Origin of the sequence: Micromonospora sp. SL1-18 (assembly GCF_047921505.1) — a bacterium.
Classification (GTDB): domain Bacteria; phylum Actinomycetota; class Actinomycetes; order Mycobacteriales; family Micromonosporaceae; genus Micromonospora.
This window is the reverse complement of the sequence record NZ_JBLROA010000019.1, coordinates 27,625-40,492: the sequence shown is the minus strand read 5'-3', so window position 1 is coordinate 40,492 and position 12,868 is coordinate 27,625. Positions and strand designations below refer to the sequence as shown.

The following is a 12,868-nucleotide window of genomic DNA, read 5'->3' as shown; positions in this document are numbered from 1 at the left end:
GCGGGTCAGGTCATCGTTTCGCCGAGGTCACGTACACCGTGGCGGACGAGTTGTCCTTGGCGGCCTGCTTGATGGTGATCGAGACGCCGTACGCCACGCCCGCGTCACCCGGGTTGCCGGTGCCGAGCACGATGGCCCCGCCACCCAGGGTCGCCCCGTAGTACTCCGGCGCCGGCGTACCGTCCGGGTGCGTCACCCGGGTCGTGTACATCGCACCGCCCCGCGACGGGATGACGACGGAGGCGTCGCTGTCCCGGGCGTACGCCCCATCGTCGCGGATCTCGATGCCCGGGTACCAACCCTTGGCGTCCGTGAACGCCGGCACCGGGGCCAGGGCCGCGAAGTTGGTGCAGTACTCGCTGTACGGCTCGTCGGCTGCCTCCAGGCACTCCCGGAAGGGGTACGTCGGGTTCAGCGAGAAGGCCGCGTTCGAGGACTGCGGGCGGCTGGGCAGGTTGTCCAGCACCGAGGGGTCCTTGACCGCCGCCTCGCCCTGCCGGCGCAGCGGCTCGTTGTGCGAGTCGACGATCAGCAGCCCGCCCTTGGCGCCGTAGCTGGGCAGCGCGGTCAGCTGGGCGGTCGTGTGGTTGACGTTGCCCAGCGCGGTGTCCCGGTACCAGACCAGCATGCCCGGCGCGTTGTAGGCGACCTTCTCCACCTTCCACTCGTCGTGGGAGTAGGAGGTGTCGTAGGTGTACTTCAGGCCCTGGTCGAAGCCGTTGAAGTTGCGCCACTCGGCCAGGTAGTAGTGCGCCTTGACCTGCGTGCCCGAGTCGGTGTACCAGCCCGCGCCGCTGGTGTCGGTGAAGGTGCCGCCGGTCTGGGTCCAGCCGTTGGCGCCGCCCTCGACGTCGTCGCTCCACGTGGTGGCGCCGCCGCCGGTCACCGAGAAGTCGTCGGCGAACCAGCCCCGCTCCACAAACGCCGCGTCGGTGGCGTACCGCAGCCGCACCTGCACGGTCTGCCCGGCGTACGCCGACAGGTCGACGTAGTCGTGCCGCCAGCCGTTGGTGGTGCCGGTCAGGCCGTACTTCTTGCGGTCGACGCCGCTTGCCTTGCCGTAGTCGACCATGCGGCCGTTCGGGTCGGCGTAGCCGTCGTTGGTGGAGACCAGCTTGCCGGTGGCGTCGTAGACCTTCTGCTCGGACCAGGTCGCCCCGCCGTCGGTGGAGACCTCGACGAAGCCCATGTCCCAGTCCTTCTCGATGACGTAGTTGTTCCACATCGAGAACTTCGCGTCGGGGGTGTTCGGGACGGTCACCGTACGGCTCAGCTTGACGTCGGCCCAGTTCTGGTCGGCCCCGGAATACCACATCTTGGCGCCGCTGTGCGGCTGCGCCAGCGTGATCACCTTGTCCGGCAGGTTGATCTTGATGCCGTCCTTGGTGCCGACCGGGGTGTTCGAGGTCTGGCCGAGCTGCACGGCGCGCGCGTCGTCACCCGGGTTGACGGTCAGCGGGTCCGCCCAACCGAGCACCCACTTGTCCCAGAGTCCCATGTGGGTCGGCAGCGCCTGGAAGATCTCACCGGAGTGCGAGCCCGAGGACATCAGGTCCCAGAAGTCGACGTCCGAGTCGGCGTTGCCCGAGGTGTCGTAGAGGTCCGGCAGGCCCAGATCGTGGCCGTACTCGTGGGCGAAGACGCCGACCCCCGAGTCCTCCGGCTGGACGATGTAGTTCGCCACCTTGATCTTCGTGCCCGGGATGGTGTAGCCGCCGGCCACCGCCGACGAGTGCGCCCAGATCGAGTAGACCCCTTCGGCGCCGCCGCCACCGGACTTGTCCTTGCCGGCGTGCACCAGCACGAGGTGGTCGATCACGCCGTCCGGCTCGTTGTAGTTGCCGTCGCCGTCGAAGTCGCTCTGGTCCTCGACGTCGTAGTCGGCCCACGGGAAGTTCGGGTCCATCTTGGCCAGCTCGTTGACCGCGTCGATGGCGAGCCGGCCGGCGCCCTGCGGGTTGTCCGGGTGGCCGTTCATCGACTGCTGCCGCCCGGCGACCCAGTTGCCCTTGTCGTCCTTTGTGCAGCGGGAGGCGGCGTACCAGGCCTCCGAGTGCGGCATGGTGATCCACGGGCTGGCCTGCCCGTTCACCGTGTACGCGCCCTTGGACATCTCCAGGTACATGTTGTGCATGGTCCGGCCGGCCAGGCTGACGCCCGGCTTGCCGTCCGGCCCGGTCAGGTCGGTGCGGACCCGCTCGGTGATGCCCTCCTTGGTGTAGAGCATCTTGTCGTAGTGCTCCGGCGAGAAGTTGGGCACCCACATCGAGTTGTTGTCCTCGTGCGGCAGCGTGGCCGGGTTCGGGATGTTGTTGTGCGTCGGGCCGTTCTGGACGGTGCCGGGGACACAGCTCCGGTCGTCGTTGACCGTCTTCGGCACCATGACGTTGGTGAAGTCGTCGTTCGCCTGGTCGTTGAACTCCACCAGCAGGGTCAGCAGCTTGGCCGTCTGGGTGCTCTTGGCCTGCTTGATCTGGCGCGGGCTCTGGCCCGTCTTGATCGCCTTGGCCTCCAGCTTGGCCAGCTCCCGCGCCGTCACCGGGTTACCCTCGGCGAACTTGCGGTCGTACGCCCGGGCCTCGTCGATCCCGGACGTGAAGATGCCGTTCTTGCCCTTGACCTCCTTGCCGGCCGTGTCCGGCTGCACCTGCGGCTCGGCATAGTTGATGTAGTACTCGTCCGCTCCGATGACCCGGGCGGGGCCGGACTCCTGAGCGGCCGCGCTGCCCGTCACGGTCAGTGACGTGGCGGCGAGGGCGAGGGCGGGCAGCGCGACGAGTAGGCGTCGACGCGACCCGGATTGCGATGTGTTCATGCCACTCCGTTCGTCGGCATGGGGAAAGAAAGTCGGCCGGGCTCGCCGCAGTGACGGCGGTCGAGCCGATCCGGCCCGGCTGAACCTAGAGGATGAGAGGCCCTCACCAACAGGGGGCGGACCTCCCTGTGCCCGTTCAGCCCCGCCAGGCCTCCACCAAACTTCCGATCCGTACGCTCCGAAGACGACGATGGGTGACGGTCCACGCGGACCGTCACCCATCTCGGGGTACGCCTGCGGTCAGTCCTCGTCGGACTTGCCGCCACCCATGCCGGCGGAGATCAGCTCCATCACCGAGGAGTCCTGCAGAGTGGTGACGTCGCCGAGCGAGCGGTGCTCCGCGACGTCCCGCAGCAGCCGGCGCATGATCTTGCCGGAGCGGGTCTTCGGCAGCTCGGGCACCAGCATGATCTGCCGTGGCTTGGCGATCGGGCCGAGCGTCTTAGCCACGTGGTTGCGCAGGTCGGCGATGAGCTGCTCGCCGGCCTCGCCGGAGGTGTCCGCGTTGCCGCGGGGGATCGCGAAGGCCACGATCGCCTGGCCGGTGGTCGGGTCGGTCGCCCCCACCACCGCCGCCTCGGCCACCGACGGGTGGCTGACCAGGGCGGACTCCACCTCGGTGGTGGAGATGTTGTGCCCGGACACCAGCATCACGTCGTCGACCCGGCCGAGCAGCCAGATGTGTCCGTCGTCGTCCTTCTTGGCCCCGTCGCCGGCGAAGTAGAACCACTCGCCGTCCCCGCCGGAGGCGCCCGCCCCGAACCGCGACCAGTAGGTCTCGATGAACCGGTTGTCGTCGCCCCAGATGGTGCGCAGCATCGACGGCCATGGCTCCCTGAGCACCAGGTAGCCACCGCCGCCGTTCGGCACCGACTGGCCCTGGTCGTCCGCCACGTCGGCGACGATGCCGGGCAGCGAGGCCATCGCCGAGCCCGGCTTGGCCTCGGTGACGCCCGGCAGCGGGGAGATCATGATCGCGCCGGTCTCGGTCTGCCACCAGGTGTCCACGACCGGCAGCTCACCCCGGCCGACGTGCTGGCGGTACCAGATCCACGCCTCCGGGTTGATCGGCTCGCCGACGCTGCCGAGCAGCCGCAGCGAGCGCAGGTCGTACCCGGCCGGAATGTCCTCGCCCCACTTCATCATCGTGCGGATCAGGGTCGGCGCGGTGTACAGGATGGTGACCCGGTACTTGTCGACGATCTCCCAGAACCGGCCCTTGTGCGGGGTGTCCGGGGTGCCCTCGTACATGACCTGGGTGGCGCCGTTGGAGAGCGGGCCGTACACGATGTAGGAGTGCCCGGTGACCCAGCCGATGTCGGCGGTGCACCAGTAGACGTCGGTCTCCGGCTTCAGGTCGAACACCGCGTGCGTGGTGTACGACGTCTGGGTCAGGTAGCCACCGGTGGTGTGCAGGATGCCCTTAGGCCGGGCCGTGGTGCCGCTGGTGTAGAGGATGAAGAGCGGGTGCTCGGCGTCGAACGGCTGCGCGGTGTGCGCCGGGGAGGCGGTCTCCACCGTCTCGTGCCACCAGTGGTCCTTGGCCGACCAGGCGACCTCCTCGCCGGTACGGCGGACGACCAGCACGTGCTCCACCGACGGGCACTTCGCCACCGCCTCGTCCACGGTCGGCTTCAGCGCCGACGGCTTGCCCCGGCGGAAGCCGCCGTCCGCGGTGATCACCACCTTGGCGGTGGCGTCCTGGATCCGGTTGGTCAGCGCATCGGCGGAGAAGCCGCCGAAGACCACGCTGTGCGTGGCGCCGATCCGGGCGCAGGCCAGCATCGCCACCGCCGCCTCGGGGATCATCGGCAGGTAGATCGCCACCCGGTCGCCCGCGACCACGCCCAGGTCGGTCAGCGCGTTAGCCGCCTGGCAGGTGAGCCTGTGCAGGTCGGCGTAGGTCAGGGTGCGGGTGTCGCCGGGCTCGCCCTCCCAGTGGATCGCCACCTTGTCGCCCCGGCCGGCCGCCACGTGCCGGTCCAGGCAGTTGTACGCCACGTTGAGCTGCCCGCCCACGAACCACTTCGCGAACGGCGCGTTCGACCAGTCGAGCACCTGGTCCCACTGCTTCGCCCAGGTCAGCCGCCCGGCCTGGCGCTCCCAGAAACCGAGCCGGTCGCGCTCCGCCTCCGCGTAGGCGTCGGCCGTCACGTTGGCCTTCGCGGCGAGTTCGGCCGGCGGCGGGAACTGCCGCGTCTCGTTCAGCAAGTTGGCCAATGCCTCGCTCATGCGGTGACTCTCCTTCTCGCGTGACCAGCGTCTCCTATCCGCATGAGGTTAGACCCGGCGCACCGGCCACCGCGACGCCGGTGAGCCGCCGCGCGCCCAGCGGCCCGCGCAACGCGCCGAGATGTAAGGAAGGGCCCCCTATTAACGCCTGCGGTAGAGAAGGGTTCCCTTCTCACGCCGCCGGGAGCGGAAGCGGGGCGTACGCCCGGGTGGTCGGGATCGCCGCCGCGGCGGGCGGCGCCCGGCAGGGGCGGCGCGGTGGATAGCGTGACGGGGTGACCACCGACCCGCTTGCCCCGCTGCTTGCGCTCGCCGACGTCGCGCCCGCCGTCGAGCGGGCCCGCGACCGGGTCGACCAGGCCCACCGGCACCGCGCCCTGCGCCGTCACGGCGGCCAGGTCGCCGCCGAGGTCAGCCTCCGCAGCGCGGTGGCCAGCGCCGCGCTGGAGGGCCGGGTGCACGAGCGGGAGGAGGTACGCGCCGGTACGGTCACCGACCCGGTGGTCCAAGGGACGCTGCGGGTGGCCGGGGCGCTGCCCGGGCTGAGCGAACTCTGGCCGAAGGCCCCCCGCCAGGTCCTCGCGCGGCTGCACGTCCTCGCCGCCCGGGACGTCGTCGCCGAAGCGGAACTGGGCCGGCCGGTGGCCGACCCGGTGGTCGCGGCGCGCCTCGACGGGCTGGCCGGGCTGGTCGCCGGGGGCACGAAGGCGCCGCCGCTGGTGCTGGCCGCGGTGGTACACGGTGAGCTGCTGAACCTGCGTCCGTTCGCCGGCCCGTCCGGGGTGATCGCCCGGGCCGCCGCCCGGTTGGTGATGATCTCCACCGGTTTCGACCCGCGCGGGCTGGTCGCCGTCGACGTCGGCCACCGGGAGCGCGAGCCGGAGTACGTCGGCGCGGCCGGTGCCTTCGCTACCGGCACACCCGACGGGCTGCGCTCCTGGCTACGTCACTACATGTCGGCGGTCGAGGTCGGCGCGGACCAGATCGCCCTGATCGGCGACGAGGTCCTCGCCGCCTGACCCTGCGACGGGAGGCTGTCAGGCGGTGGGTGCGGTGGTGGCGGCGCGGGTGCGACGGTGCCGGCCGTACCAGGCGATGCCGATGGCGACTCCGACGCCGACCCCGAGCGCCGCGGCGGCGACCGGCACGGCGGGCCGCTCGCGCAGCCGCCGGCCGAGCGGGACGGGGTGCCGGAACTCCAGCACCGGCCAGGAGTTCTCCGCCGCCAGCTTGCGCAGCGCCCGGTCCGGGTTGACCACGGTCGGGTGGCCCACACACTCCAGCAGCGGCCGGTCGCTGTGCGAGTCGGAGTAGGCGTACGAGTCGGCCAGGTCGTATCCGCGCTCGGTGGCCAGCTCGCCGACGGCGTCGACCTTGGCCGGGCCGGCCGCGTAGAACTCGACCTCGCCGCTGTAGCGGCCGTCCTCGACCGCCATCCGGGTGGCGATCACGTCGGTTACCCCGAGCAGTTCGCCGATCGGCCGTACCATCTCCTCGCCGGAGGCGGAGACCAGCACCACGTCCCGGCCGGCGGCCTGGTGCTCCTCGATGAGCGCGGCGGCCTCGGCGTACACGTAGGGGTTGATCAGCTCGTGCAGCGTCTCCGCGACGATCTGGCGAACCTGTTCCACCTGCCAGCCCTTGCAGAGTGTGGCGAGGTAGTCCCGGGTCCGGGCCATGGTCTGCTCGTCGGTGCCGCCCAGCCGGAACATCAGCTGCGCGTACGCCGACTTGACCACGTCACGCCGTGTGATCAGCCCGTCCCGGTAGAACGGCCGACCGAACGCAAGAGCGCTCGACTTGGCGATGACGGTCTTGTCGAGATCGAAAAAAGCGGCACCTCGGCCCACGGCGCGAAAGTCTAGCCCGACGGAGACCAACGAGCGGATGCCCGGGGGTGACGCATGCGGCGACACGGGATGTCGAGTTCAGCTAACCGTGATGGCAATCACACTCTGCGAACACGATTTAGCGGTGGGTGGAGCGGACACCACTCGACGTACACGGCCTGCTGCGGCATGCTTGTGCTCGCGATGAGAGTTCACGTCTCGTCGGCCAAAAGGCCCTCGGCGGTTGCACCCCCCGTGGCCGCTGAGCGGTTCGGCTCGACCCCCCCGGAGCCGAACCTCCCGACGACCCCCGTCTCCCCCGACGGGGGTCGTCCCTTTCTTGGCTTAGGCACGCGAAAGTGGTCGTGGATCAAGCCGCACCCCGCGGATCGCCCGAGGCCCCCAAAGCTGAAGCGAAGGAAGCTTCGGAGACTTCAGCAGCTGCAGAAGCAGGAACAACCGCGCAATTCTCGCCGGCCGTGACGCAATCGTCGGCGTCGATCGCCGATCCCCTACGCCCATAGCAGATCATCTCGCTGGCGGTGGCCTGTCCACAGTGCCTTCCGTCATCCACAGGGGAGCGCGGGATGCGGGTCTCGACTCCGGCTGTCCCGGCAGGCTCTCCGGCGGCACGTCCGAGTCCGACCGCTGGAGGCCGCCATGCCGCCCCGTACCCCGCTTCCGCCGCACCACCGCCTTCCCCTGCTCGTCACCGCCGACGGTGAACTCCTCGACGAGCTGCTGCGGCTCGCCGCGGCCGGTGGCACCGAGGTCGAATTGGCCGCCGATCCGGCCACGGCCCGGGCTCGTTGGGCGCCGGCCCCGCTGGTGCTCGTCGGCGCCGACCAGGCGCAGGCCTGCCTGCGGGCCCGGCTGCCGCGCCGACCCCGGACGGTGCTGGTCGGCCGCTCCGGACACCTCGACCCGGGTACGCAGGTTGCTGAGCTGATCGGCGCCGAGCACGTCGCCACGCTGCCCGCCGCCGAGCCGTGGCTGGTCGACCGGTTCGCCGAGTGCGCGGGCGGCTTGCCCGGCTCCGGTGGGGCACGGGTCGTGGCGGTGCTCGGCGGGCGCGGCGGCGCCGGGGCCAGCGTGCTGGCCGGCGGGCTCGCCATCACCGCGGCCAGGGCTCGGCTGCGTACCCTCCTGGTCGACGCCGACCCGCTCGGGGGCGGCCTCGACCTCGTGCTCGGCTGGGAGCAGCTGGAAGGGCTGCGCTGGCCGGGCCTGACCGACACCGACGGGCGCGTGGACCCGCCGTCGCTCGTCCGGGCCCTGCCCAGCCGGGGCGACCTGGTGGTGCTCTCCTGGGACCGGGGTGACCTGCTGCACCTGCCGGCCGAGGCGATGGCCGCCACCGTCGATGCTGCCCGCCGGGGCCGCGACATCGTGGTCCTCGACCTGCCCCGATACCTGGACGACGCGGCCGTCGTCGCGTTGCAGGCCGCGGACCGGGCGCTGGTGGTCGTACCGGCCGAGTTGCGGGCCACCGCCGCCGCGGCCCGGGTGGTGGCGGTCGCCGCCCCACACTGCGCCGACCTGGCGGTGATCGTGCGCGGTCCGGCCCCGGGTCGTCTCAAGGCCGGCGAGGTGGCTCGGGCGCTCGGGCTGCCGCTCGCCGGCACGCTGCGTCCCGAGCCGGGAATCTGCCGGGGCCTCGAGCGGGGCGAGGCACCCGCGGCCGCCGGGAAGGGACCGCTCGCCGCGCTCTGCCAGCGGATCCTCGACGAGCTGACCGGCGTCCCGGCGAGGGGTGCGGCGTGACCGGCCCGGCCGATTCGGGAGAGCTGGCCGTCCGTGTCCGGCAGCGTTTCGCGGAGGCGGCCACCCCCGTCACCCCCGCCGCGATCGTCTCCGCCGTACGCGCCGAGCCGGGCGCCGTGCTCGGGGACACGGCTCTGCTGCGGATCGCCGACCGGGTGCGCGACGACCTCGTCGGTGCCGGGCCGCTCGCTCCGCTGTTGGCGGATCCCCAGGTCACCGACGTGTTGGTGAATGGCACCCGGGTGTGGGTCGACCGGGGACGCGGCCTGCACCAGGTAGCGGTGCCGCTCGGCACGGCCGACGACGTACGCCGGCTGGCGCAGCGGCTCACCGCGGCAGCCGGGCGGCGGCTCGACGACGCCTCCCCGTACGCCGATGCCCGGCTGCCCGACGGCACCCGGCTGCACGCCGTGCTGCCGCCGGTGGCGACCGACGGGCCGTACCTATCGCTGCGTACCTTCCGGCAGCGGCCGTTCACCCTCGACGAGCTGGTACGCCAGGGCACCGTGCCCCGCCCGGTGGCCCCGCTGCTGGCCGCCGTCGTGGCGGCCCGGCTGGCGTACCTGGTGACCGGAGGCACCGGCTCCGGGAAGACGACCCTGCTCAACACGCTGCTCGGGCTGGTGCCCGGGACCGAGCGGATCGTGCTCGTCGAGGACGCGTCCGAGCTCCGTCCCGTGCACCCGCACGTGATCGGCCTTCAGGCGCGGACATCCAACGTGGAGGGCGTTGGGGCGGTAGGACTGAGCGACCTGGTCCGGCAGGCGCTGCGGATGCGGCCGGACCGGCTGGTGGTGGGCGAGTGCCGGGGCGCGGAGGTGGTCGACCTGCTCGCCGCGCTGAACACCGGCCACGACGGTGGCGCGGGGACGCTGCACGCCAACGCCCCGACGGACGTACCGGCCCGGTTGGAGGCGCTCGGGCTGCTCGGCGGTCTGCCCCGGGCCGCCCTGCACGCCCAGGTCGCCGCAGCGCTCCAGGTGCTCCTGCAGATGCGGCGCACCGCCGAAGGCCGGGTGTTGGATTCGGTCAGCCTGCTGCTGCCCGAGGGGCCGGAGCGCCTGGTCACCGTGGTTCCCGCCTGGGTACGCGGGCGCGGGCTCGGCCTTGCCGCCCGGCCGCTGGGCGCGATGCTGCGGGTGCGGGACGTGACCGTACCGCCCATCCTCTGTGCGGCCTGGCCGGGGTCGGCGGGCCCGTCGTGACCGTCCAGGGCTGGCTGGTGATCGTGTTCCTGGTCGCCGCCGCGACGGCGGTGGCCTGGCCGGTGCGCGCCGGCCGGGCCCGGCGGCGTGCCGTCCTCGGATCGGCGCGCCGGAACCCGGTGCCGTCGTGGTCCCACGTCGCCGGCGGGCCGAGAATCAGCGGAGCCCGGACGACGGTTCGTGGCGGACGCTGGGGAGAGCCCGTCGCGGACCGGCCGCTTCCGGTCCGCCCATCCGGGCGGCACGATGCCACCCACCCGGCCGCCGCGCCCGTACCCGTCGACGGGCGGCGGCCCCGTGCCGCCCTGTCGATCAGCCCGGCCTCGGCCAGTGCCGCGGTGATGTTGGCGCCCGGTCGCCCTGCCGCCGATCCGCTACCCGGCGAGCCCACCGGAAGCGCCAACACCAGCGGGGCTGCCAGGCTGGCGACCACTCGAGTCGCCGGTCGAGGACGGCCGCCGGAGCGGATTGAGGCGCTGGTGTCCCGGCACGGCCTGCTGCTGGCGATTCTGGTGGGCGGCGGGACGGGAGCCGTACTGGGCGGGCCGGTGGCGGCGGCGGTGCTGGCCGCGTACGGCGTGCTCGCGGTCCGGGCGGTCCGGCGCCGGCGGGCCCGCCAGTTGGCCGACCGGGCGCGCCGCCATGAGCTGGATCAGCTCTGCGACCTCGCTGCCGGCCTGCGTGCCGGGCTGCCGGTCGGGGGTGCGGCCGTTGACGGCCCGCACCGGATCGCCCGGTTGACCCGGGCTGCCGTGCGGCTGGCCGACCGCACCGGGGCACCTCTGGCAGAGCTGCTCGAACGCGTGGAGGCGGATGCCCGGGCCGCCGACCGTGGCCTCGCCGCTGCTGCCGCCCAGGCCGCCGGGTCACGGGCGACCGCCTGGCTGCTCGCCGCACTGCCGCTCGGCGGCATCGGTCTCGGCTACGCCATCGGCGTGGATCCGGTGGCCGTACTCCTGCACACGACCATCGGCGGTGGCAGCGCGCTCGCGGCAGTCGCGTTGCAGATCGGTGGGCTGCTCTGGGCCGAACGGCTCGGCGCGGCGCCCGGGCGGGACGAATGATGTACCGGCAGATTGCGGCCGCCGGCTGTGTCGCCGGGGCGGCGCTGCTCCTGGGCACCGGCGCTGGGCCGGCCGTCCGCCCTGGGCGACGTCTTCGACTGCTCATCCGACCGGTGGTGGTGGAGCGGTCCAGGCCACCGTGGTGGCCTGACCGGATTCGGCTCGGCGCGGGCCTGACCGGGGTGGCGGTGCTGGTCGTGGTCGACGGCTGGGCCGGCCTGATCGTAGGGATGCTGGCCGGTCTGGCGGCGGATCGCCTGCTGCGGCGGATCGAGCCGCGGGCCGTCCGCGACCGCCGGCTCCGAGAGGTCGCCGATCTGCCCCTTGCCGCCGATCTGCTGGCGGCCGCGCTCCGGGCGGGCGCGCCGGTCGACCGGTCGGTGCTGGCGGTCGCCGAGGCGCTCGGCGGACCGCTCGCCGACCGGCTCGGACGGGTGGGCCGGACGCTGGAGCTCGGCGGTACGGCAGCGGAGGCGTGGGCCCACCTGAATCCCGTGGCCGGGACAGAGCGCCTGGTGACGGCCGCGATCCGCTCATCCAACAGTGGTACGGCGCTGGCCGGCGCGCTCACCCGCCTCGCCGACGAGCTGCGCTCCGACCGGGCCATCGCGGCCGAGGCGACGGCCCGGCGGGCGGGCGTCCTGATCGTGCTGCCGCTCGGGCTCTGTTTCCTGCCCGCCTTCATTCTCGCCGGCCTGGTGCCGGTGATCGTCGCCGTCCTCGGCGACGTGCTGTGAATCCACGACGAAAGGAGTACGACATGCGCAGACTTCTCGCCCGTCTGCGGGGTGACGCCGGGATGAACACGGCCGAGTACGCCGTCGGCACCCTCGCTGCGGTGGCCTTCGCCGGCATCCTGCTGAAGGTGCTCACCTCCGGCAACGTGCAGTCCGCGCTCACCGCCGTCATCGACCGGGCGCTGAAGTGACCAGGCGCCGGTGGGCCGGCCGTCGCCGGTGCGGCACGGGCTTCAGGGCACCGCATCGGGTTCAGGCATCCGACACGGCGCCCGGTCCTGCGGAGACCTCGCTCCCGACCGCGGGTTCGCCTGATGCGAAGGTGACGACCACCATCGCCATTCGGGGGTGGGGTGCTGCGGAGCGGGGCTCGTTCACCGCCGAACTGGCGGCCGGCCTGCCGGCGCTCGTCCTGCTGCTCCTCGCCGGCCTCACCACGGTCGAGGCGGTGACCACACGGGCCGGATGCCTGGACGCGGCTCGGGAAGCAGCGCTTGCCGCTTCCCGAGGTGAGCCCGGATCGGCGGTCGGGGCCCGGCACGCCCCGGCGGGTGCCGACATCTCGGTCACCGTCTCCGGCGACCGGGTCACCGCGACCGTCCGGGCACCGGTCCGGGCGCTCGGCGCGCGGCTGCCCCGGATCACCGTGTCGGCCACCGCGGTCGCGGCCGTCGAACCTGGTACGCCGGGACCACGACCGTGAGGACCTGGTACGCCGGGACCACGACCGTGAGCAACGGCATCGCCCTCTCCCTGCCCGCCACCGCGGGCCGGCCATCGATCCGCACCGCGCTCGGCCACACCCACACCCACACCAGCGCGCATTGGTACCGGAACAGGGCTGGCACCCCGGCCTGCCAGGCGGCGGACCGGGGCGGGGCGACCATCAGTCTGCTCGCCGTGGGTCTCGTGTTCGTGCTGGTCGGACTCTTCGGTGCGGCGCTGGGCGCGGCCCGGATGGCGCGGCAGCAGGCCCGGAACGCGGCCGACTTCGGAGCTCTGGCGGGCGCCGGCCGGGCGCTCGAAAGCGACGGCGTCGCGTGCGGACGGGCCGACGAGCTGGCTCGAGCCAACGGCGGACGGCTGGTGGCGTGCCGGCTCGACGGGCTCGACGTCCTGGTCACGGCCGAAGTCAGGGTCGCGCCGCTGCCGGGGCTCGCACGCACCGCGACCGCGACGTCCCGAGCCGGCCCGGTGCGCGGCTGACCGGCGCCGATCGGGC

General features: G+C 72.8%; 11 protein-coding genes. 8 read left to right on the top strand and 3 right to left on the bottom strand.

The features are described from left to right. Positions 1 to 10: 10 nt before the first annotated feature. Together ACNAW0_RS12035 and acs are read right to left on the bottom strand one after the other, a co-directional pair. On the bottom strand, positions 11 to 2,815 hold the full coding sequence (locus ACNAW0_RS12035) for an immune inhibitor A domain-containing protein (RefSeq protein WP_416287883.1): 2,805 nt from the start codon (positions 2,813 to 2,815) through the stop codon (positions 11 to 13). Between the two features lie 240 nt (positions 2,816 to 3,055). Then, the gene (gene acs, locus ACNAW0_RS12030) at positions 3,056 to 5,047 is read right to left on the bottom strand and encodes an acetate--CoA ligase (RefSeq protein WP_416287882.1); all 1,992 of its coding nucleotides are present in this window, start codon (positions 5,045 to 5,047) and stop codon (positions 3,056 to 3,058) included. Between the two features lie 275 nt (positions 5,048 to 5,322). Between acs and ACNAW0_RS12025 the strand changes: the two genes are divergently transcribed. Then, positions 5,323 to 6,066: an oxidoreductase gene (locus ACNAW0_RS12025; protein WP_416287881.1), complete on the top strand. Its 744-nt coding sequence runs from the start codon at positions 5,323 to 5,325 to the stop codon at positions 6,064 to 6,066. A gap of 18 nt (positions 6,067 to 6,084) precedes the next feature. Here ACNAW0_RS12025 and ACNAW0_RS12020 read toward each other — a convergent pair whose 3' ends face one another. Then, on the bottom strand, positions 6,085 to 6,897 hold the full coding sequence (locus ACNAW0_RS12020) for an HAD family hydrolase (RefSeq protein ID WP_416287880.1): 813 nt from the start codon (positions 6,895 to 6,897) through the stop codon (positions 6,085 to 6,087). Between the two features lie 639 nt (positions 6,898 to 7,536). Here ACNAW0_RS12020 and ssd point away from each other — a divergent pair. The 7 genes from ssd to ACNAW0_RS11985 all read left to right on the top strand — a co-directional run bounded on the left by ssd (position 7,537) and on the right by ACNAW0_RS11985 (position 12,852). After that, complete coding sequence (gene ssd, locus ACNAW0_RS12015; RefSeq protein ID WP_416287879.1) at positions 7,537 to 8,640, top strand: septum site-determining protein Ssd; 1,104 nt, start codon at positions 7,537 to 7,539, stop codon at positions 8,638 to 8,640. Further along, on the top strand, positions 8,637 to 9,845 hold the full coding sequence (locus tag ACNAW0_RS12010) for a TadA family conjugal transfer-associated ATPase (RefSeq protein WP_416287878.1): 1,209 nt from the start codon (positions 8,637 to 8,639) through the stop codon (positions 9,843 to 9,845). The genes ssd and ACNAW0_RS12010 overlap by 4 nt, the downstream gene beginning before the upstream one ends. Continuing rightward, positions 9,842 to 10,909 (top strand): type II secretion system F family protein, encoded by a 1,068-nt coding sequence (locus tag ACNAW0_RS12005; RefSeq protein WP_416287876.1) that lies wholly within the window; start codon positions 9,842 to 9,844, stop codon positions 10,907 to 10,909. Before ACNAW0_RS12010 ends, ACNAW0_RS12005 begins: the two co-directional genes overlap by 4 nt. After that, positions 10,909 to 11,646: a type II secretion system F family protein gene (locus tag ACNAW0_RS12000; RefSeq protein ID WP_416287875.1), complete on the top strand. Its 738-nt coding sequence runs from the start codon at positions 10,909 to 10,911 to the stop codon at positions 11,644 to 11,646. Before ACNAW0_RS12005 ends, ACNAW0_RS12000 begins: the two co-directional genes overlap by 1 nt. Before the next feature lie 23 nt (positions 11,647 to 11,669). Further along, positions 11,670 to 11,837 carry a DUF4244 domain-containing protein gene (locus ACNAW0_RS11995; protein WP_091062778.1) on the top strand — a complete coding sequence of 56 codons (168 nt, stop codon included), beginning with the start codon at positions 11,670 to 11,672 and terminating at the stop codon, positions 11,835 to 11,837. A 131-nt stretch (positions 11,838 to 11,968) separates the two neighbouring features. Then, positions 11,969 to 12,349, top strand: a complete 381-nt coding sequence (locus ACNAW0_RS11990; protein WP_416287874.1) for a TadE family type IV pilus minor pilin — start codon at positions 11,969 to 11,971, stop codon at positions 12,347 to 12,349. A 50-nt stretch (positions 12,350 to 12,399) separates the two neighbouring features. Continuing rightward, entirely contained in the window at positions 12,400 to 12,852 is a 453-nt protein-coding gene (locus ACNAW0_RS11985; RefSeq protein WP_416287942.1) for an Rv3654c family TadE-like protein, read from the top strand. Positions 12,853 to 12,868 lie beyond the last annotated feature (16 nt).